General features: G+C 48.8%; 14 protein-coding genes. 3 read left to right on the plus strand and 11 right to left on the minus strand.

The genetic code is table 11. From position 1 onward, the window contains the following. Nucleotides 1-68: 68 nt before the first annotated feature. Both F556_RS38570 and F556_RS33935 read right to left on the minus strand, forming a co-directional pair. Complete coding sequence (locus F556_RS38570; RefSeq protein WP_020617433.1) at nucleotides 69-266, minus strand: aldo/keto reductase; 198 nt, start codon at nucleotides 264-266, stop codon at nucleotides 69-71. Beyond that, on the minus strand, nucleotides 263-586 hold the full coding sequence (locus tag F556_RS33935) for a metalloregulator ArsR/SmtB family transcription factor (protein ID WP_083937979.1): 324 nt from the start codon (nucleotides 584-586) through the stop codon (nucleotides 263-265). Before F556_RS33935 ends, F556_RS38570 begins: the two co-directional genes overlap by 4 nt. Nucleotides 587-947: 361 nt before the next feature. Between F556_RS33935 and F556_RS0113190 the strand changes: the two genes are divergently transcribed. After that, the gene (locus F556_RS0113190; protein WP_169447579.1) at nucleotides 948-7,901 is read left to right on the plus strand and encodes an InlB B-repeat-containing protein; all 6,954 of its coding nucleotides are present in this window, start codon (nucleotides 948-950) and stop codon (nucleotides 7,899-7,901) included. 93 nt (nucleotides 7,902-7,994) lie between these two features. Here F556_RS0113190 and F556_RS0113195 read toward each other — a convergent pair whose 3' ends face one another. Then, nucleotides 7,995-9,614 carry a sigma-70 family RNA polymerase sigma factor gene (locus tag F556_RS0113195; RefSeq protein ID WP_020617436.1) on the minus strand — a complete coding sequence of 540 codons (1,620 nt, stop codon included), beginning with the start codon at nucleotides 9,612-9,614 and terminating at the stop codon, nucleotides 7,995-7,997. A gap of 109 nt (nucleotides 9,615-9,723) precedes the next feature. Then, nucleotides 9,724-10,341, minus strand: coding sequence for a hypothetical protein (locus F556_RS0113200; RefSeq protein ID WP_020617437.1), 618 nt, complete (start codon nucleotides 10,339-10,341; stop codon nucleotides 9,724-9,726). A gap of 164 nt (nucleotides 10,342-10,505) precedes the next feature. Here F556_RS0113200 and F556_RS0113205 point away from each other — a divergent pair, with 164 nt between their 5' ends. Further along, a complete protein-coding gene (locus F556_RS0113205) occupies nucleotides 10,506-11,210 on the plus strand; it encodes a hypothetical protein (RefSeq protein WP_020617438.1) in 705 nt (234 codons plus the stop codon). A gap of 290 nt (nucleotides 11,211-11,500) precedes the next feature. Here the strand turns inward: F556_RS0113205 and F556_RS0113210 are convergent, their stop codons facing one another. From F556_RS0113210 to F556_RS33940, 7 genes are all read right to left on the minus strand, one after another. Further along, nucleotides 11,501-13,249, minus strand: a complete 1,749-nt coding sequence (locus F556_RS0113210) for an ABC-F family ATP-binding cassette domain-containing protein (RefSeq protein ID WP_020617439.1) — start codon at nucleotides 13,247-13,249, stop codon at nucleotides 11,501-11,503. A 40-nt stretch (nucleotides 13,250-13,289) separates the two neighbouring features. After that, nucleotides 13,290-14,864: an ABC-F family ATP-binding cassette domain-containing protein gene (locus F556_RS0113215; protein WP_020617440.1), complete on the minus strand. Its 1,575-nt coding sequence runs from the start codon at nucleotides 14,862-14,864 to the stop codon at nucleotides 13,290-13,292. Between the two features lie 128 nt (nucleotides 14,865-14,992). Continuing rightward, nucleotides 14,993-15,619, minus strand: coding sequence for a type 1 glutamine amidotransferase family protein (locus F556_RS0113220; RefSeq protein WP_020617441.1), 627 nt, complete (start codon nucleotides 15,617-15,619; stop codon nucleotides 14,993-14,995). 699 nt (nucleotides 15,620-16,318) lie between these two features. Then, nucleotides 16,319-17,416: a HAMP domain-containing sensor histidine kinase gene (locus F556_RS0113225; RefSeq protein WP_245583057.1), complete on the minus strand. Its 1,098-nt coding sequence runs from the start codon at nucleotides 17,414-17,416 to the stop codon at nucleotides 16,319-16,321. A 4-nt stretch (nucleotides 17,417-17,420) separates the two neighbouring features. After that, nucleotides 17,421-18,107 carry a response regulator transcription factor gene (locus tag F556_RS0113230; RefSeq protein WP_020617443.1) on the minus strand — a complete coding sequence of 229 codons (687 nt, stop codon included), beginning with the start codon at nucleotides 18,105-18,107 and terminating at the stop codon, nucleotides 17,421-17,423. Nucleotides 18,108-18,171: 64 nt separating this feature from the next. Continuing rightward, a complete protein-coding gene (locus F556_RS0113235) occupies nucleotides 18,172-18,735 on the minus strand; it encodes a class I SAM-dependent methyltransferase (RefSeq protein ID WP_020617444.1) in 564 nt (187 codons plus the stop codon). Nucleotides 18,736-18,765: 30 nt separating this feature from the next. Next, nucleotides 18,766-19,371 (minus strand): DedA family protein, encoded by a 606-nt coding sequence (locus tag F556_RS33940; protein WP_020617445.1) that lies wholly within the window; start codon nucleotides 19,369-19,371, stop codon nucleotides 18,766-18,768. 242 nt (nucleotides 19,372-19,613) lie between these two features. Here F556_RS33940 and F556_RS0113245 point away from each other — a divergent pair, with 242 nt between their 5' ends. Further along, nucleotides 19,614-22,175: a winged helix-turn-helix domain-containing protein gene (locus tag F556_RS0113245; RefSeq protein WP_020617446.1), complete on the plus strand. Its 2,562-nt coding sequence runs from the start codon at nucleotides 19,614-19,616 to the stop codon at nucleotides 22,173-22,175. Nucleotides 22,176-22,181: the final 6 nt, after the last annotated feature.

Consider the following 22,181-nt stretch of genomic DNA (forward strand, 5'->3'; position numbering starts at 1 on the left):
TCTTGCCTGTGTCCAAGCGCCGAATCTGTCCCATGTCCTCATCGGTCAGTTTAAAATCAAACAGTTCACTATTCTCTTGTATCCTTGCAGGACTTGCCCAGGGCTGCTTCATTCCCGTAGATTTTCGCAGTGTCAAAATGGCGATACCCTACCCGAATGGCCTCCAGGACCGTCTTTTCGAAGGCCTCGCCCGCTTTAATTTTATAGATGCCAAAACCTAATAAAGGAATGCTAACTCCGTTCACGGCTGTGACGGTCTGGTTCATTCACGCTCATCCCCTTGCTCACGCAGCGTCCGATCAGGATGTACCTGGCATTGTGCAAACACCTTATCCAGTTCATTCACCAAGCTTTTCAACAGCACCAGCTTGCTCCCGGAATCCAGGCGATAGTAATGATGGGTCCCCTCTTTACGGACGCTGATGACCCCGGCTTCTTTCAATATTTTCAGATGATGGGATACGGAAGGACGGGAAAGGTGGGTGATGACTTTAATTTCACCTACACGCATGCCGGGTGTCTGCGGGCCTTGCATCAGGGCCATGAGAATGGCCTGCCTGGTTTCGTCCCCGATGGCGCTCAGCATCTTCTGTGACTGCTTGAATTCGCTGGCGATAGTAGTCAAAAGTTCCTGATCTACTGAGATCCCCTCATTTCGTTCATTCCTTGGTTACTATTTGATGGCTATACAATACCACGTTTCATAACCAAAAACGACTTGGGAAAGAAAATCGAGAACCTATTTTTCCCATCTAGATTCCCCTTTGTGAAGCACATCAAATCAAGGGTATTCAGTTGATCTTTAATAAAAGGAGCTGAACGTAGGTAAAATTGTTCAGTTTTTGTCGAGATCCATGTTTTACAATAGACAAGTAGAATATTTGTGGGTCATAAGGCCTATTTTGTTGGTTGCTTATAACTCGAACGATATACAAGGAGGAAGAAAGTTGAGAAACAAAAAAATGAACAGCATTGTCGTGTGGCTTATCATCGCCACCATGCTGAGCGGTATGCTGCCGACACAGGTTTTGGCGGCTCCACCTGCCGCGCAATTGAACGGCCTTAACAACTACGTCGTAGAGTTAAGCTCAGATGCATCCACGTCCGCACGACCTGCCAGCTTAGGCACTGCGACTGACGACGGCCGCATTTGGGCGGACAAATCTGTTTTTGTAAACGAAACTGACTTTGACGTAACCCTGTCGGCCTTAGCGCAGGAATATATCCGCACCTCTACCGGTGTGGTAAGGCAACAGGCCGCCGCAGACGTAGCGATGGTATTGGATATGTCGCAGAGTATGAATAACAATGATCGCATTACCAACATGAAAAATGCCGTCAATAAGGCGATCGATATGATTATGGCTGCCAATCCGAGGAATCGGATCGGTATCTATTATTATGGAGCCTCCAACAACGTCGGGACATTGTTTCCGCTGGCCTCCTATTCTACGCCGCAAACCGGTGATAGCGCCACCGTTACGGACCGTTATATCACCAGCAGCAGTACGACCATAACCAGGAAGGCAGGAGTGACTCAGACATTCCTTGACGGAGATACGGAAACTACAACAGAACAAACGGTATCTACCTCTCCCGCTACCGCTACTCAATTGGGGCTGTACACAGCTGTCGATGCTTTGAAAAATGACATTACAGGCCGTACGCCGAGTAGCCAAGACACGGAAAGGGTTCCGTATGTTTTACTCCTAACCGATGGTGAGGCCAACAATGCCTATACGAACTGGTATAACTCTCCACCGAACGGGACACAAAGATCGGGCAGCGGTGCGAACGGTACGGCTGAGATTGCGGCACTGACCATCTTGAGTGCGGCAAAGCTGAAGGATGAGCTAAAGACAGCGTACAGCGCGCATAGCGCCGGCAAGGATGTCGTATGGTTTAATGTGGCCTTTGGTCTGGACGAAGGCAACACTCTGGCCACAGCCCTATTAAAGCCAATTACGCTGTCGTCGGCTTCAACAGGCGTTTTATCCAGTGTACGCACCCAACTGAACACACTTACAACCAGCGCACCCGGGGGTAATAATAAGTATGGTATTAATGGTACGCCCGGCTACGTGTATGCAGACGAGTATATCTATTTTGTCTCTTTGAATGATCTGGGTAAGGTAGATGAGGCGCTTGGTGATCTGGCAGCGTTGGTAGAGGCAGCTACCAACGAGAAAATTATCCCTTTCGAACAGACCAGTGCGGACGGCCAACCGTTGAATCTCGTCCTTACTGATGTGTTAGGGGAAGGGATGGAATTAAAAACAACCCCTAGCATGGGCGCCTTGACAGGAACGGTGAAATCAACATCCGGAACAGTGACAATCTATGAGTTCCCAGACATGATTACGACGGTCGAGTACAACAGTGCGACGAGGGAAATCAAATGGATCATCCGTCCCGATGAAGTGCCGTTAATTATGTTCAGCGATCGGCAAAATCCTACACCGGGCCAGTATTCCAATGCAAATCTTCCTCCGGTACAACTTACCTATACTGTAGGATTAGCTGAAACTTACGATTCCGGTACATTTTACAGTAACGAGTATGTGGCCAGTACTGCCACAGCGCACTTCATACCGAATGTGGACAATAAATATTATTATGAAAACATTAGCGAGAGTAACGGCGTAATCTCTAGCACCCCCAAAGTAATTAGCGGCAATACGTTGGCATCCGAGCCGAAAAGCAGTAATATCACCAACACTGCTGCCGAGGTTTACACGCATCAATGGTCCAGTGATAATGACGGCTCTTTTATCACCAAGCTGGGCAATAACGGCAAGATTGCCCCCAAACTGAAAATTGAGATCGCCCCGGCATCCGATTCGGTGCCTGCAGGTGAAAAAGCCGTCTATCATATCACAGTTACGAATCTGACTGACAACGCTATTGCTAATGTCGTCGTTAACGATGACTTGCCCGTCGATCTGACATTTGTGGGTGGCAGCATCACAGAAGATGGCGATGCTAAACCAAGCGCGACATTCCCTTATGTGATAAGCTCCGTACCTGCAAACAGTACTACTGTCTTGACCTATGAAGCTACCGTGCCGTCTAGTGCAACGGCAGGAACCGAATATCTTAACGGTGCCACCATCACATCGGTTAGTGGCACAGGATTGACTACACCAGCCGCTGCGACCAGCGATAAGGTAACCGTTACCGATACCTTCTCACCAAGCGTAACCTTACTGCTCGACGGAGCGAGCTATCCGGATCAAACGGTGGAGCTGTGGAAGGACGGCACCCGCCATCACACGCTTGCAGCAAGCGGGAATATCCATTCGGCTGGCAGTGTCACGCCTGGGACTTATGACATCTATGTCAACGATGAGGATACCGGGGTACAGCTTTCAGGTACTAATGCCACCATAGAAATCAATTACTACAGTGTAGCCTTCTATGATGGAACGCAGAAATATGACGTACCTGCCGCACAGACGATTCTTGCTGGCGGACAAGCAACCTTGCCGACTGCCCCGACGAAACAAGGGTATACCTTCGACACCTGGGTAACAACAGATGGAGGCAGCACGGCATTTAATTTTCAGACACAAATCATATCGACAACTGCCCTCTACGCCACATGGACACCGAACACCGGTACAGCGTACACGGTTAACCACCATCAGGCGGCAATAGACGGCACGTATTCTGCAGATCCTGCGGTTCAGAATCTGAGCGGAACGACCGGGGAGCTAACAAGTGCTGAGGCACAGACCTATCCTGGCTTCACCGCCGTGGCGTTCACGCAAGAAACGATCGCACCGGACGGCAGCACGGTCGTGGATATCTATTACACGAGAAACCTATATGACATCACCTTTGTTATCGACCCAACCAAGGGAACCACAACAGACGCTACCGAGACGCAGGTTCTCTTCGGGGTAACGCCGACGGCGCCAAGCATCACTGATAAGCCAGGGTATGCATTCACTGGCTGGAATCCGGCCGTTGTACCTGTAATCGGTGACGACACCTATACGGCTCAGTTCGATTTGACCGACTTCGCGATCACCTACAATCTGGACGGCGGTACCGTGGCCAACACCAATCCAGATATGTACACGGTTGAAAGTGAAGACCTGACGCTGAACAACCCAACAAGAGTGGGATACAACTTCGCCGGCTGGACGGGCACCGACCTGACTGACCCGACGATGACGGTCACCATCACTAAGGGCTCTATCGGCGCAAGAAGCTATACTGCAAGTTGGGTACCGAGCATCGATACAGCGTACACGGTACACCATTATCAGGCGGCAATAGACGGCACGTATTCTGCAGATCCTGCGGTTCAGAATCTGAGCGGCACGACTGGGGAGCTAACAAGTGCTGAAGCACAGACCTACTCCGGCTTCACCGCCGTGGCGTTCACGCAAGAAACCATCGCACCGGACGGCAGCACGGTCGTGGATATCTATTACACGAGAAACCTATATGACATCACCTTTGTTATCGACCCGTCTAAGGGAACGACAACAGACGATACCGCGGCGCAGGTTCTCTTCGGGGTAACGCCGACGGCACCGAGCATCACCGATAAGCCAGGTTATGCATTCACTGGCTGGAATCCGGCCGTCGTACCTGTAATCGGTGACGACACCTACACAGCTCAGTTCGATTTGACCGACTTCGCGATCACCTACAATCTGGATGGCGGTACCGTGGCCAACACCAATCCAGATACGTACACGGTAGAAAGTGAAGACCTAACGCTGAACAACCCAACGAGAGTGGGATACACCTTCGCCGGCTGGACGGGCACCGACCTGACTGACCCGACGATGACGGTCACCATCACTAAGGGCTCTACCGGCGCAAGAGGTTATACTGCAAGCTGGACCCCGAACACCGGTACAGCGTACACGGTACATCATTATCAGGCGTCCATCGACGGCGGTTACGCAGCCCCTGTAGTTCAGAACCTGAGCGGCACGACTGGGGAATTAACAAGTGCTGAGGCACAGACCTATCCTGGCTTCACCGCCGTGGCGTTCACGCAAGAAACGATTGCACCAGACGGCAGCACGGTCGTGGATATCTATTACACGAGAAACCTATATGACATCACCTTTGTTATCGACCCGGCTAAGGGATCGACGACAGGGAATACCGCGCTGCAGGTTGTTTACCAAGCAACGCCGATAGCGCCGAGTATTACTAACGAGCCAGGGTATGCCTTTACCGGGTGGGATAAGACCATCGAACCGGTTGCCATTAACGAAACGTATACGGCACAGTTCGACGTGATCGATTACACGATCAACTATAGTCTGGACAGCGGTACGGTTCATCCAGCGAACCCGACGATCTTTACCGTCGAAAGTGATGAGTTTACCTTAACCAACCCGACAAAACCAGGGTATACCTTTGCAGGATGGACGGGAACAGGACTGTCCGAACAAGCCCAGACCGTAACGGTAGAACAAGGTTCTATAGGCAATCGCAGCTACACCGCGACATGGACAGCCATGACTTCTACCGTGACGTTGGACGACAACGGTGGCAGTGGTGGCAGCGGTAGTGTGACTGCTACTTATGACCAGCCTATGCCGGCTGCAACAACGCCGAGTCGGGCCGGATATACATTCCTCGGCTATTTTGATCACACAGGCAACGATGCAATAAAGTATTACAATGAGAACATGAGCAGTGAAAGAAACTGGGATAAAACCGATGCATCCACGACGCTCTATGCCGTGTGGACGGAGATCGATCATGTGACGATTCAATATGCCGTTAATCATGCCGACTATGGTACAGTCAGCCAGACCTATGAATCGTTGAACCCCGAGAACGGTACGGCAACGGGTTCGGTAGCAACAGCAAATCCGGGTTATTACTTTGTAGAATGGCAGAACGCTAACGGTGAATCTGTCAGCACAAGTGTTAGCTTTGACCCGCAGAAGGAAGATTCAGGTAGTTACGTGGCAGCAACCTATACGGCTGTGTTTGCAGCTGAAATCTACACGATAACGTATGATCTTGACGCGTGGACGGTCGATCCGTTGAATCCTGCAACATACACCGTCGAGAGTGAGGACTTTACCTTAACTAACCCAACAAAAGCAGGGTATACCTTTGCGGGATGGACGGGAACGGGGCTGTCCGAGCCAACTCTTACGGTCACGGTAGCCAAAGGTTCTACAGGCGATCGCAGCTACACAGCGACATGGACAGCCGTACAAGCAACGGGAGACTATATCGTCATTGGTACCGTAATTGACGACAGCACGCCTCCGGTTAACCTTCCGGGAGCAACTGTGAAAATTGTGAAGGGTAATACCCAATACGGAAACACGGCGACCACAGATGCCGCAGGCCATTTCACAATCCATGATGTACCAGCGGGGACGTATAACCTGACAATCACGCTGGGCGAAAAGACAGCCATTATTGCGATTGTCGTCGGAGGGGTTGAACAGGTTGTAGATCTTGGGAACGTCATATTCCCCTACAACGCTAGCAGTGCCTTGAAGCTGCAAGGCAGTGGCACACCACCAATCGTCATCGATAATCTGCATCCAGAATCCGTAGATTACCTGCTCCACGAGTATGGAAATACAGGGTTCACACGGGTTGAAATGATTATCGAAAAAGTGGATGAAACGACGAACGATGCGGATATCTTGGATGCCATGATGAAGATCAATACGAACGCGCGGAACAATAATACGACCATCGGGCTATATCTGGACATGATTATTGAAAAATTTTATCGTGTAACCGAAGCCGACAATTGGAATTCCGAGGGACTGATTGAACAAACCAATGGACTTATCAAAGTCATGATTCCTATTCCTGCGGAATTGCAAGGAAAGTCGAGTTATACCGTGTATCGTTATCACGGAAACGAAGTCAATGTAATTCGCACGGTTGCTAATGCCGATGGAGAGTATCTCACTCTGGATTCGTCCGATTGGACACTAACCTTATATGTGAAGAACTTCTCTGTCTATGGGATCGCTTATCCTAACGCTAGTGCTCCGCCCGTTACGCAGAACCCGCCAGTTACTGGCGAAGCAACTAAGTTCACGATTACCTTTGACGTGGACGGGGGCACGCAAGCACCAGCAGCGCAATCGGTTGTCGGCGGGGAGCTATTGACAAAGCCAGCTGATCCAATCCGAGCTGGTTACACCTTTGCAGGCTGGTATCAAGCAGATGGCACAGAGTGGAATTTCGGAACCGACAAGGTGGACTCCAATCTGACCTTGACTGCTAAATGGACACCTGCCATTGACAAGGACAATCATTTTGCTTACATGCAAGGCTATCCTGACGTAACCTTCGCTCCGCAAAAGAATATGACACGAGCAGAAGTGACGGTCATGTTCGCGCGGCTGCTGGTCGAGAAAATGGATATAAACCAAACCTATCCATCTCAATTTAAAGATGTGGATCCAGTGAGATGGTATGCCAATGCGATCGGCTACATGGAGCAATTCGGCATCATTACGGGCTATGCCGACGGATCCTTTAGACCGGATGCGACCATTACCCGAGCAGAGTTTGCCGCTATTGCCTCCCGATTTGATAAGTTGGTCACAGGCGAGCCTATTACGTTCACGGATATTCCCGAGAATTACTGGGCGAGAGATTACATTGCCTCTGCTGCTGCCAAAGGGTGGATTCAAGGCTATCCAGATGGAACCTTCAAACCTGGCAACTACATCACGCGTGCGGAAGTGGTAAGCTTGGTCAATCGTATGCTGGAACGATCTGCTGACAGAAGTTATGTAGACCTTAATAAAGCTCAGCTCAATCAATATGTAGACTTAACGAACGTGCACTGGGCGTACTACGATATTATGGAAGCTACCAATAGACATGATTATGAGAAGAACGCAGACAGTGAAACTTGGATCAGTCATACCAAGTAAGCGAGAATGGCTCATAAGATTAAGAAAGCGGACGAGGGAAGCAAGTTGCTTCCATTCGTCCGCTTTTTTTGTGTGCTTGAGTCTCCCTACGCACTAGTTTTGATTCATAAACATCATTGTGGAAATGCCTTTTTGCCGATGCGGTTCAGGTACTTTTAACATGCCGATATCGACCAAATGTTTGAGGACGTAGGTGCTCATTTTTCCCGATGACATGCTGTTCTGCGACCAGTAGCGCACATACTTATGTGCATGGGCTGGCTGACCCTCCAGTTGTAATTGATAGACAGCCTGATCCAATTTCAATGCAGCTTCTTTCATTCGTGCAGATGGCTGCAAGAGCAGCGCATGCAGGCGCTCTTCGGTATGCTTATTTTGACTATACACAATGTTGATCTCCGGATCGGATTCCGTTTGCAGCAAATATTGCTTATCGAAAAGACGTCGGTAGGCATCGATGTTCGTATGGTCTTGGGGTAAATCTCCATTAATGACGTGCATGAGGCTGATGAAGTCCGAGCTTAGATTGTCTCTCCAGCCGCCCTGCCTGCCGCACCACCACGTATCGACTTGCCAGGCCTTTACTGCGTGGTCCTCGGAATTCCTGTTCATAAAGCCGCAGAACTCATACCACTTGCGGTCATAGCTCACGTCAAACGCTCTGTCGATCGTCGCATAGGCTGCGTAATGGCCACCATCTTTCCGACTCACGGACACCTCTTCATGGCTGACCTTATCCAGCTCTTCGAAGCTCAGTTGTTTGCCTGCATACGGAATCAGACTCCACAACAGCAAGTTAAAATCTCCGTCCGGGATATAGACACCCGTTTCTTTGAAGGCCTCCGCCATCGAGAAGAAGGTTTTGAAATAATGCTCCACAGCAATCTCCGCGTATTGCTCATACACTCGGTGCAGAGCTTCACTTTTGGCTTGGGACGGATCCTCAATATACATATTCGTACGATATTTCCCGCCCGGCAGCTGATCCAAGAAGCCATATTCCTCGAGCGCTGCGACTTCATCCTCTGTGTAGACAGGCGAAATGCCAAGCTCCTCGGCGATTTCTTTGACTGTGAGCGGCTTGGGATACGCGGCAAAAGCAATGTTTTGTCGGATCGCCGTCGATAGGAAGTCGGAGGTGTCGCCTTTGTTGCCCGGGGATCCGCTGTGCCCTAAACTAGACATACGGATCGGATTAATTCCAAGATTGCCCATGGATCGAATGGTATGCATCTTGTGTTTCAGCTCCTTTTTCGCTTCGAATAAGTGCCATTTGACCGTGCCACCCGAGAGCTCCATCGCAGCCGCAATTTCTCTGATTTTCATACCGCCGTAATAGTACTTGATGACGATTTCACGTTGCTGCTGAGATAAGTAGGCGATCTCCCGCCGCAACGCGCCCGCTGTTTCTTGACGGATCATCGTGTCGAGGCCCTCGTCTTGGGACATCAACTCATGATCATCGATCCGCAGTTGATTGGAGGCTTTCGCCTTCTCACCCACGTACCTCGCCCACACATAGTGAGCAATCTTGAAGACGTAGCTGTTCAGATCCAGGAACTCCGTCTTGGTGAGAAGCGTCTGATAAACCTCCAGCGTGATGCGTCCCGCCAGCTCCTCGGCTTCGGCGATATGGCGCGTTTTGTTCAATGCAAATCCATACAGCGGCTTGATGTAATCCTGGATGACACGGTCAGCTTGTTGTTTATCCATGACTGAAAGCTCCTTCTTTGCGGTGGCACTTATCTAAATACTGCACGGAAAACGAAAAAGGTTGGGGCGAGGAGGAAAATTTTTTTTGAATACGTCAAGAGTAGCTTATCTATCTTGCTGAGCCAGGACGGGTGGCAAGCTGGTGTCGCTTCCATAACCAGCCTTGGCTAAGCTCGTCCAGAGCGACCTTGCTAATGCGTACCGGTGGCTTCTGCTCTTGGGGCCCAGCTGTGGTACGTGCGATAAAACGGAGAGGTTTAGTGAAGCCCTTGACCTGATGGGCCACCTCCTCATAGATGCCGTAGGCCCGCGGCTGATGGACACGGATGTCCTCGTATCGATAGGTCTTCCCGTCCTCTTCATCCATCCGATACCCCTTGGGAAAAGAAAGCATCAGGTACGGCAGCTCGTCCTCCGCCCATTGCTCCCCATCAGGAAACGCTAGGCCTTCATGACGCACAAATAACCCCGTCGGCCCTTCGCCTGTCGAGAGAACGATGGAAAAAACAAAATGAGGATAATAATCCGGTTTCTCTTGGGCAGTGAAGTATCCATAATAGGTTTCGTACGCCTCCACCACCGCCCCGGCCTCCTCTTGTGGCTGCCCTTGGCCCGTCTGATGGAATCGCGCTTGCTTGGTTTGAAGGAGCTCCACCACACCCTGGAACTCACTCGGTGTAACCAAGAATTTCAGCTTGTAGAAGCCGCTGTTCTGGACTCGGCTCATTGCTTTTCCCTCCCGTGCGTATGAGTTGTACTGTGATTCTACCATGATATGGGTGAGGGAGTAAGGGCAGGTTGATGTAACTTGTACATAGGTGCTCCCCGGCGAACGGGTGCAACATTCGATGGGAACTTTTCGTTTCTTAAATAGAAAAGGGGGAGTATTCCTTGCAAACATCGATTCGTCGTCTGTCGTTGCTGTCCTTGTTGTCGGTTGCAATACTTGCACCAGGTTTTGGGTTCTTGCCCGCGCCGACCGCCCATGCGCTCTCTTGCGTGGGATTCACTGTAGAGGAAGCCTATGAACGTTACGAAGCCGTCATTGTCGGTCAAGTGGATGCCATGGAACGGTATGGCGAGACGGGTGAATACAATCAAACCGAGGTCACCGTCCTTCGCAGCTTCAAAACGATTGAAGACCGGCAGTTGTCCGTGCTTGAAGATGCCTTCTGGGGTGCTGGCTTTGCCTCAAGCGAGGTCGGCGGTCACTACTTGATGTATCTAAATAAGACGGACGATGGTTGGGAGCAGCCGCTCTGTTCTCCCGGCATGCTGATCGAACACAAAGTGGAAGACCTGAAATGGCTCGAGGATAAGGAGATTCCTCTCCAACCGTTGGATGCCAACAGCGATGGACCTATTTCCGTCCTGGAAGCGCCCGCCGAAGGCAGCGGCGCAGACACGGGGGAGAGCCTGCCGCAACAGCGAGTGACGGCTGAGACGGTAGCGGCCGACGGCATGTCTAAGTTGGCAACCGTAGATAGCAATAGTTCGCGCGTCATTTGGACCATCTTACTTAGCATCAGCGCCGTACTCGCAGGCGCCGCCGTGTGGATCTACGCTGCACGCAACCGGAAGGGCAAAATGAAATAATCGCGCTCCAAGCCGAGATGGAGATTCATCGAGGACCGCACACAAATAAACACGAAATTTCATACTTATTCGAGCGATTTCGTCTAAAAATCTCAATTAAGCTCGAAAATTCATATCTATTGGAGTAAAATCGGCTCATTAACTAAAATATATGCGAAAAATCGTGTCTATTGTCATTGGGCGGTCACCCAAGTAGATAGGAAATTCTATACTTTTTTGAATGTTGAAAAAGACACTGAGATTTTATCATCATCAGTGTCTTTTTGGCGATCCTTTTCCACGAACCCACCTTACAGCAACTTCAGTAGCTCATCTAGCTCATCAACAAAACCTTTTGCGAGCTCAAAATTCGTATCTTGTAAAGCCAGCTCGATTTTCATTTCAATTGATTTCTTCTTTTGTTCCAGTTCTAGATAATCTTTATTAAAATGACTAGCATAAATCATCTGTCTAAATTTTCGCATACTCATTTTTCGGATGGTCTGATCTTCAATGAGCAAAACATAATCCATCCCATTTACAACCGTGTAGAAATCATGAGATATCATGAGAATTGCACCTTTATAGTCTTGGATCGCATTCTCCAGTGCAATTTGCGTGTAGGTGTCTAAATGGCTTGTCGGTTCATCAAGAAGCAATACGTCTGCTTTACTGGCAGCAACTTTAGCCAATTGAAGAATGTTTTTTTCTCCCCCCGACAGAGATTCAATCTTTTGATCAAGGATGTCTCCTTCAAGCCCATAGTTTGAAAGATACGATCTAATTGCATCATATGTTTTGAACCCAGCATCAATGAATTCTTCCAGGATGGTGTTCGAATCCTTGAGCATTTCGCCTTGCTGCTGAGATAAATAAGCCACTTTCACATCTGCATTGATTTCAATGGAATCCTGGTTATTTTTGAAGATGTCTCGGAGTAAAGTCGTCTTCCCGGTACCGTTTGGACCGATAATGGCTACTTTATCTGTCGATTTGATCTCAAAATTAACCTTGTCTAACAGCAACTCATCAAAAGAAACGCGATAATCATTCACATTGATTACAACCGTGTCTTCCATCTCATTCATCTCATGGTCCATACCAAAGTGAATCTTCGGTTGCTTAATATCAACAAACGGCGCTTTAATTCTCCGTGCTTCCAGTCTCTCTTGAAACTTAACTCGGGCTTTTAGCGCTCTGCCTTTCGATGGATCTGCATGGACCGTAGCGATTTCTCTCAGGGTATGAATTAAATCTTCGTTTCTCTTCACCTCTTCATCTTCAGCGACTGCAATTTCTTGCAGCTCAATTTTAGTCTGAAGTAGCGAAAAATTATAATCTATATATTGCCCGTCAAACGCTTGGACCTCTGTGTTTTCAAGGTGAATCATTTTGTTGAAACAATGGTTTAATAGATAGCGGTTGTGCGTCACCACGAGCAGCATGCCCTTGTGAAAATTAATAAGGTTTTTTAGCCCATTTAGGTTCTCAAAGTCTAGAAACACATCGGGTTCGTCCATAATCAATAAGTCTGGACTCGTCAGCATTTCCTTCATCACTTGGATCAGTTTGAATTCCCCGCCACTCAACTCGGCTACCCTTTGATCTTTTAACTTCATGAGATTGGCTAGATTTAGTTTCTTCTTAATCTTGCTTTCAAAATCATCCCCACCCATGGCTTCCAATGCATCCAAAGCGAATTGATACTTTTCGAGCAATGCGTCCATATCCGAGGAGGTTTCCATCTCCGTAAAAATCGCTGTGATTTCATTTTGGATCTGAATGAATGCTTCGCCAAGATATTCAAAAACGGTGATTTCTTTCGTTGTGTCTACTTGTGAGAACTGACTGACATACCCTATTTTGCATGTCGGGTCGATCTCTAACTTGCCATCGAACAAATATTTTTCCGGATCCATCAGGATATCGATCAGGGTACTTTTCCCACTGCCACTTGTTCCTATAAAGGCGCAATGCTGCCCCTCTTCAATCGTAAAGGAGATGTTTTTGTAGAGCTCTTTTTGCGGGAATGAGAAGGATAATTCATTAACTGTTATCATTGTGTGCCTTTCTTGTACCTAAGATGGTGACCATTCAATTCTACAAACTCTGCTCCGTTACGCCCGTCACCGGGTCGAAGGTTAACATTTTCGTACCAATCTTATCAATGAAGAAGCGATCATGACTGACCGTAATGACGGCACCGGGAAAATGGATGAGCGCTTGCTCCATGACCTGTATACTCGTGAGATCCAGATGGTTGGTAGGCTCGTCCAAGACAATCACCGCCGCACCCGATAGCAGACACTTGGCAAGCGCCACGCGAGCCTTCTGTCCGCCGGAGAGATTGCCGATCATTTTGCTCAGATCCGCCTCCGAGAATTGCAGCATGGCTAGGAATTTGGCCACCTTCTTGCGCGGGGCGTCCAGTCCCAATCCATACGTATTCACCGAGTGACTGACGGTATCCTTGGGATCAAGCTCCTCCCACATTCGGTTGAAGTAGGCGTAGCTAACGCCCTTCTCCCAGGTCACCTCTCCTGACTCCGGCTTCTCCGCCTCGGTAAGAATCTTGATAAGCGTGGACTTCCCGCTGCCGTTCGGTCCTGTGATCACCAAGCGATCTTCCTTCTGAATATCGAAGCTCACATTCTCGAAGATCTGCCTGCCTTCGTAGGTCTGCCCGATCTTCTTCACTTCGCATAGCTTGTCCGGGAAGCGCAGCCGCTCGTAAATATCGGTAATCAGCACGTTAACGGGATGCGGCTCAATCCGCTTCTTGTTATCCGCCAGTTTCCGCGACAGACGATCCTTGGATGCAGACTTCCTGTTCGCACGGTCGTCAATCGCCTCGGACTCCATGAGCAGCAACTGCTCCTCCCATTCGAACTGGCGGTCCAGCTCCTTCTTGCGCATCTTCTTCTTACGGACGTATTCGGTGTAGTTGCCTTCGTAGTGCTGAAAATGGTAATTTTCAATCTCAATCGTACGCGTGACGACCTTGTCGATGAATTGCCGGTCATGCGACACCAGGATCATGGCGCCCTTGAACCGGTACAGCCACTGCTCCAGCCAGGTGATGCCTTCGATGTCCAAGTAATTGGTAGGCTCGTCGAGCAGCACGACATCCGGCAGCTCAATGAGCATCTTCGCGAGCGCCGCGCGGTTACGCCAGCCCCCGGACAACTCATCGATCGGCTGATTACGAGATCTATCGTTGAATCCTAGCTTCGTGAGCACGGTATTAATTTCGACGGACACGTTCCAGCCATCGAGATGGCCCATTTGCTCGAATAACTCCGCCTGCCTCGCTAGCAGCTGCTCCATTTCGTTATTATCTGTAACTACACCTAGCTTATCTCCAACCTCTTGCAGCTCTCGTTCGATCTGAGCAACCTGCTCGAAGCATCGTTCCAGTTCCTGCTGCACGGACAGGCTTCCGCTCAATTCCGAGAATTGCGAGAAATAGCCAATCTTCACCTGAGGATCGATCTCTACTCTGCCGGACGTCGGCTCTTCTTTGCCCATAATGAGCTTAAATACCGTAGACTTCCCTGCACCGTTCCGGCCGATGAGGCCGATCCGTTCCCCTGGCATCACTCGAAAATAAATATCGCGAAAGATCATAGTCTCTTCATACTTCTTTGTGACGTTCTCCAACCGTATCACACTCATGGCTCTCACCCTTCTCGTTTCAACACGCTAGAGTGATTATACCATCCTCGTCTTCAGGTGGGGAAAAATAAAGCTCAAGCGCCAACAGCGCTTGAGCTTCGGATGATAGGTACATGTGACTCCACCTGTTATTGGACGGAATTCATTAACTCGTAGAAATATTGAGGTTCATGCGTTTTGTTGAGACGGTACCAAGCATCTAATGTTGCGGGAGACCATACATCCAGTGCGTTTAGAACCTGAACCGCAAATTCTAATGGAGCTACTCCAGATGCCGTAATCAATTTTCCATCGGTAACAGCAGGTTCCCCTTTGTAACAGGACTCGCCTGTGTAAGAAGGGCAAATCATTTTAAGGTAGCCCAGATCATTGCTTGTGTGCCAACGTGAATCTAACAAGCCTGCTTGAGCAAGTCCGAGCGTAGCCCCGCAAATTGCGCCAACAACTATCCCTTCCTGTAAACACCTCTCGGAAAATTGTAGTATGGGTGCGTGCATAGCTTCTGTCCATGTCGTTCCACCAGGCAAAATCAGCGCATCTATGCTGTCGATGCTGCACTCATCCACTTGAATATCCGGCATGATTTTCAATCCGCCCATGGTAGTGACTAGCGTCTTTTCTATGCCGACGGTGACTATTTTTACGGGAGCCAGCCCTTTTCTGAAGTATCTTCCAGAGTTCAGTTCGGCGGTTAAATACCCTACTTCCCAATCGGACATGGTATCAAACACATAAAGATATACGGTAGAATTCATGTTCTAAGCGCTCCTCATAAAGTTTATTAGATAACCATTCTTCTTTAAGGAGTGGTTACCGTTATAATAAAACAACTTCACTGACAACTACTGTCACTGAAGTTGATAAACTTTAAATATTGGCTGCGCTGAATGAATTTCGTGTACGCCAAGTTCTAACGGCCACCATAGTCGCTTAGACACGAAAAATGGCCACTTGATCCACCTAACTGCCACAGGTGCGCTTAGTTGCATCAAATACAGGCCATATCTACTGAAATCAACAGAATAACTGCGCTCCTGTCCGTTTTAGAATCGCAAAGTGGTGATTTTGGGTCAAATAGGTGCCGTGGTGGCCGTTACAACCTAAGCATAACAATTGCTCCAGCTCGTGTTACTTGTTGAAGGGGACTAAACGTGTTAGCCCCTGTTCTACTCTACGCCATGTTCTTGAAGAGCGGGTTCCTAGCTCAGGAGCCCATTGCATGACCACTTGCGTTATGACGTATGGGCGACAGCGCTTATTTCAATCAGTGAAAATTGACCGAGACATAGATCATGCCGTTAAATGAATACCCCTGGGATATGCCGATCCCTTCCTCCCAGGAATGGTGGATCGGAAAGAATACCCCCAAGTCCCTCCAAAGGTGAGCAGGTTCGAAATGCTATTCGCTATCTATATGCTAACGGATACAGAATACGAACTTCCATTAAATGGGTCTAATTTACTCCGAATTTTTCGTATACTTCATCATATGAAATTGGGAGCTGCAGCGTAAAAGCATAGTGACCCGATACATGCACAAGCGTAAGCCGACCATCCATGAGTTCAGAAAGCTGCCTTGCTACAGCCAGACCTAATCCGGCACCAACCTGCACATGCCGATTCTGCATGGCCTGCTCAGTTTTATAGAAGCGTTCGAAGAGCTTTGCCTCCTGCTCTTTCGTTATGCATTCTCCCTCATTCTCAATGGTCAGATAGACCCACGATTCATCCCTGCTTAATGTGACGTCGATCATTTTTGGGGGGGTTGAGTACTTCAGCGCATTCATAAGCAAATTATCGATAATACGGACCACTTGCTCCGAGTCAATATTGACCGGTGCTCGAAGAACACGGATATGCTGTCTGATGACCGAGTCATTCTCCTCTGCAATGGGGACAAACTCGAACAAGACTTGTTCAGTTAGACCTCGCATATCGACTTCCTGCCTTGTCAGCTTCATATGTCCCGCGGACAGCCGCGTATAAATGAATAGATCATCAATCAGCTTTTTTAGCTGCTCCCCTTTGCTATAGGCATTATTGACAAAACGTTCGTACTCACTCTTATCCTGAAAAGATCGCTTGCGAAGTAAGTCCAAGTAGCCAATTAAGCTGGTCAGTGGTGTACGGAGATCATGAGAGACACCTATTATTAGCTCCATTTTAGACGCTTCATTTTCCCTCTCCTTGACCTTCTGGCTCTCAAGTTGCTCGGCCATCGCATTCATGCTTGCGGCTACTTCTCCAAGTTCATCCTTGCGGCTGATCGGCACACGGTAATGAAAATTACCTTGAGAGATAATACCGAGCCCATCCGCCAATATAGACATGTACATAATGATCCGCCGGGTCAGCAAATAGAACGAAATAATAAAAACAACAAAAAACACTACCGGTACAACATAGATCATGAAGGAGTAATATTCTAAACCATAATTAGGGGCAGTGGAATTGACAGAACTTCCAAAAACACCGGTAACTACAAACGAAATCGTAACCGCAAGAACCGCAGCCCACAAAAACGAGTACCGAATGCTGCGCCATTGCAGCACCCGCTTATTTATCGATTTTATAACCAACACCCCATACCGTCTTGATATATTGCGGTTCCTTTGGACGAAGCTCCAGCTTTTCACGCAAATTACGAATATGAACCATCACCGTATTGTCCGAGTAACCCGAGCGTTCCTTCCAGACCGATTCGTAAATCGTATCTGCGCTGAATACGTGCCCAGGATTGGCTGCAAGCATCGTGAGAATCGCGAACTCAAGCGGAGTCAAATTAACCACTTGGCCCCGCATCGATACGAAATGCTTGGCTTCATCAATGACTAGATCTTGAATGTGAATGCCGTCCGGTTTTTCCTCTTTCGGAGCAGTCATCACCTGTCGTCGAAATTGTGCCTTAACACGGGCGATTAGCTCCATAGGATTGAATGGTTTAGTCATATAATCATCGGCACCCGTTGATAAGCCCATTATTTTGTCTATATCTTCTTCCATGGCGGAAAGCATTATGATCGGCATCGTATACTTCTCTCTAATTTTCATACAGGCATTAATACCGTCCATCCGAGGCATCATTACGTCCAGAATAAGCAGTCCTACCTTCTCATGAGATAGCACTTCCAGAGCCTCGATTCCATCACTTGCCTCAAGAACCTCATACCCTTCATTCCGCAAATAAACGTGCACAACATCCCGGATTTCCGGGTCATCGTCTACGATAAGGATACGGCCCATCCGATCCTCCCCCTCTTCTGACAGTTATTTTGTCAGGATAGCATTCCCACCATACCGAGCGCAATCATTCTCCCCGACCCCGCTTCCTACATACATAAACAAAAGCAGGAGGGAAATTTAACAGGACTAGGGAGATTCGTTCGATTTCAAAAAAATTCGAGAGTAGTTTTCTCATTTGTAGCGAGTACTGAAACGTAATAAAAGTACCTCCTGGCTTGAGTGATTCGTGAATCTGTTTAATAAGATGCATTCGTATGGCCGTTGAGAAATTAAAGAAAGGTAAACCACTAAAAATGCAATCGACGCTATAGATATTATTTCTATTCAGATGGTACACTAACTTCATCGCATTTCCTTCGCACAAAAAATGCGGAAACTCATGTTGAAGCCTTACTCTCATATCTTCATCCTTTTCAAACAGCATGACTCTCATGCCAGGTTTGGTGCATTGTGCCAGCGCCCGTGTAATGGCTCCCGTTCCAGAGCCTAATTCTACAATAGTTTTGACTTGACCCCATGGGGCTGCATTCAACATACGCTCAGCTAAGAATCGAGAACTGGGTGCCACGCTGCCAATGTGTTTGGGGTTATTCAGGTATTTCTTAAAAAACAATATCTGTTGTTTCATCGTGCTTTCGTCACACCCTTTGCGTCAAGTTTAATGTGGATAGGTTGAACGGCTCTCAACAGGAAGGTTTTTACCGAAAAATACACGACGCAGTACCAACAGCAGGAGTAGAAGCAAAGCGGCAAGTCCTACATATGTCTCGTTAAGATGGTTGATAATTATCCATACTTCGTGGCTGTAAGCACGACTGAGTAAAAACAACGACACCACCCATAAGATGGCGCAAGGGTATGAAATACAAAATATACGTTTAAAGGGAATGCCACTAACACCAGCAATTACTGGCACGAAGTACCGAATGACCGGAAGGAGATAGGCAAACGCAAGAAGAATGGAGCCACGTTTAACAAATAGTCGCTCGGCTTGCTTATAACTTCTATGACCACTGAGTCTCCTGAATAAAGAGTGCTTGCTTGCCAGACGACCAAACCAATATCCAATGGTTACAGCTGTGATCATGCCACTTAGAATGGAGCCAATTGTCAACCAAGGATTCAATATTCCCTGCGAGGTCAAAATGCCGGCTGTCACTATCGTCACCTCATTTGGGACAGGTATCCCAAACGGGCCTAAACAAAATGCTATAAAAAATAATAAGTATCCATAATGACTTAGCAAAGTCATGATGAGTTCCACAATCATCAACTCCTAGGTTTTCAAGCATTTTTAAACCGTGAGTCTAGTGTAAAAGAATTTTCTTAGTTGCTTCTGATGATCTTTCTAAAGAAATTCTGAAGAAGTGGAAATATAGGCTCTCAAGCAGCTTGGGAGCTGGCGATAGAAACGCTCATGGATCGATCGAAATCACAACAGGAAAAGCTCGAAATTCGTCGAATGTATAGCATAGAACAAGAGAACGGAGATGCCGGAGGAGATCAATGATTGTACAGACGAAGCTTCATATCCCCCATGTGCGGCGAAACGTCATTACTCGTCCGCGGTTAACGCGGATGCTTACGGAGGGCTTGTACGGGAAACTTACGCATGTATCCGCGCAAGCCGGTTACGGCAAGACGACCTTGTTAAGCGAATGGGCGAAGCAATGCGGGACGCGAGTGTCTTGGATTTCGCTGGATACACGCGATAATGACTACTTGCAATTCTGGAGCGTTATCACTGTTTCTATACAGGAGGCGGTCCCAAGCTTCGGCGAAGGGGTCCGCGCCGTGATCGAGAAGGGGTTATGGGCGTCGTTGGAGCATGCGATACCTGCATTGCTGAATGACTTGGACCGAATCGCCGGCGAGCTTGTAATTGTGCTAGATGACTATCACTTCATCGAAAACCCCGATATTCACAATGCTTTATCCTACTTAATTGAACGGCTGCCCTCACGCATTCATCTCTATATCGCGAGCCGCGGCGATTTGGCGATCCCGACGGCACGACTTCGAGCGAAGGGCGAATTCCATCAGATTACGATGCAGGATATGCGATTCCTGCTCGAAGAGGGACATCACTTCTTCCGGGATACGACCGATTTACCGTTAACGTCGGAGCAAGTGGCGCAGCTGCATCACCAGACCGAAGGCTGGATCAGCGGATTGGAGCTGGCGGCGATCTCCCTGAAGCAAAGCGCAAATATAGCCGACACAATGGATCAATTTAATGGCCGACAGCATCTTATTTCGGATTACTTGCTGGAAGAAGTGTTCACCCATTTATCGGAAGAGATGCGCGCCTTCCTCATCGCTACCTCGATTCTAAGTCGAATGAATCATTCCTTGTGCCAAGCCGTAACGGGACGGCAGGATAGTCAGCAGTATCTTGAGAGATTGGAGCAATTGAATCTATTCATCATTCCTCTAGACGATCAGAGGAATTGGTACCGTTATCATCATTTGTTTGCGGACTTCCTACAGCGTATGGGCGCGAGAGAGGATTCGAGCCACTGGGTGCCAGCGCATAGTAACGCAGCGAACTGGCTCGAGGATGCCGGGTTGGGCGAGGAAGCGATGGAGCATTATTTGGCCGGCGGGCACTACGGGGATGCCGTTCGATGGATCGAGACAAATCTTGATGCGTTAGTTCACTCGGAGAGCATCTCGTTGATTCGGTGGATGTCAGCTATACCGGAACCGCTCTTCGCCGATAAGCCCATGGTCGAGCTGTTCTATATAACCGTACTGTCGGGCGCACAGGATCACGAAGCGGCCTCTTTCCGAATCGGACAGGCGCGGGCTCGGTTTCAGACGCTGGAAGGTAAACTGCCAGAAGCCGAGTGGAAGCAAGCCATGGGCAATATTTACTTCTTCAGCGCGGTCGACGCGTTCCTGCACAAGGACTTGGTCAAAGCCTCCGAATACTACGAGCGGGTAGAGCACTATATGCCGGAGGGAAGCATGTTCCAAACGATGTGGCGCTATCAATATGTCGGCTATGACCCGTTTACGGATTTTTTGGTGCATATTAACGATCTGCATGCAGCCGATGTTTTTTTATCCCGATGGGTGGTTGATTTGGGCAACAAGACATCCTATCCTCTCGCGGGTACCTTCCTCGCTGCTTACAGCAAGCTGCTGTACGAGTGGGATCGGCTTGAGGAGGCGGAACGGTATGCAGAGCTGGCGCTTCGACGCAGGGATGTTCGGCCGTATGCGCGGATTTTCCTGCAAGTCGCTACGACCTCTTCATGGATCCAACAAGCGCTCGGCAATCAGAATCGGGCCGCTGAACTGCTCGCGGACTTGAAGTCGCAGCTCGATACGCCCGATTATCAATTGTTCCTGTTGAAGATCGAAGCCGAGCAAGCTTGTCTGGCCCTGCGGCAAGGTGCAACCGAGGCTGCGCTCCATTGGCTGAGGCGATGCGGGTTAGCGGATACGGATGACGTCCCGCTCCAGCGCGTGTTGGAGTACTTGGCTTTCGCGCGCGTGCTCGCGGCAAGCGGAGCATTCGATGAAGCGTTGGACGTATTAAGCCGTCTGAATCCGTTGCTGCGCCAGGCGGACTGTCTCCGCGATCGGATCAAGGTACTCATTCTGCAAAGCGTCATCCTTCAACGGTCGGGCAGAGCGGCGGATGCTCTTGCTTCGTTGGAGCTCGCTTTGCAATTGGCCGAGCCTCATGGATATATTCGAAGCTTTGTCGATGAAGGCGAGATCATGACCGAGCTGCTGTCCACTTATCTGACAGTAAAGCGCTCGGATCGCGCCCGACAGCGGCACGCGGTTCCTCCCGCCTATGTGAGACAGCTACTTCAAGCGTTGCAGCCGCATCGCGCCCAATCGTCCACCGGAGTCAAACCGTTGCTGACGGAACAAGAAATCAAGGTGCTCCAACTCATCTCGGACGGGTTGCCGAACAAGGATATTGCCCTTCAGCTGTATATCTCGAGTGAAACCGTAAAGTATCATATTAAGAATGCGTACAAGAAGCTTGGCGTCAACAATCGCGTGTTAGCGCTGCAACGCTCCAAGGAATTAGGGGTATTAGACTAAAACAAA

The organism is Paenibacillus daejeonensis DSM 15491 (assembly GCF_000378385.1).
GTDB lineage: Bacteria > Bacillota > Bacilli > Paenibacillales > Paenibacillaceae > Paenibacillus_D > Paenibacillus_D daejeonensis.

Bases quoted from the DNA above. Each gene is read 5' to 3' on its own strand.
- F556_RS0113235 (WP_020617444.1), bottom strand. From the start codon at position 18,735: ATGAAACAACAGATATTGTTTTTTAAGAAATACCTGAATAACCCCAAA.
- F556_RS0113230 (WP_020617443.1), bottom strand. From the start codon at position 18,107: ATGGGCCGTATCCTTATCGTAGACGATGACCCGGAAATCCGGGATGTT.
- F556_RS0113220 (WP_020617441.1), bottom strand. From the start codon at position 15,619: ATGAATTCTACCGTATATCTTTATGTGTTTGATACCATGTCCGATTGG.
- F556_RS0113245 (WP_020617446.1), top strand. From the start codon at position 19,614: ATGATTGTACAGACGAAGCTTCATATCCCCCATGTGCGGCGAAACGTC.
- F556_RS33935 (WP_083937979.1), bottom strand. From the start codon at position 586: ATGCTGAGCGCCATCGGGGACGAAACCAGGCAGGCCATTCTCATGGCC.
- F556_RS38570 (WP_020617433.1), bottom strand. From the start codon at position 266: ATGAACCAGACCGTCACAGCCGTGAACGGAGTTAGCATTCCTTTATTA.
- F556_RS0113215 (WP_020617440.1), bottom strand. From the start codon at position 14,864: ATGAGTGTGATACGGTTGGAGAACGTCACAAAGAAGTATGAAGAGACT.
- F556_RS0113195 (WP_020617436.1), bottom strand. From the start codon at position 9,614: ATGGATAAACAACAAGCTGACCGTGTCATCCAGGATTACATCAAGCCG.
- F556_RS0113200 (WP_020617437.1), bottom strand. From the start codon at position 10,341: ATGAGCCGAGTCCAGAACAGCGGCTTCTACAAGCTGAAATTCTTGGTT.
- F556_RS0113210 (WP_020617439.1), bottom strand. From the start codon at position 13,249: ATGATAACAGTTAATGAATTATCCTTCTCATTCCCGCAAAAAGAGCTC.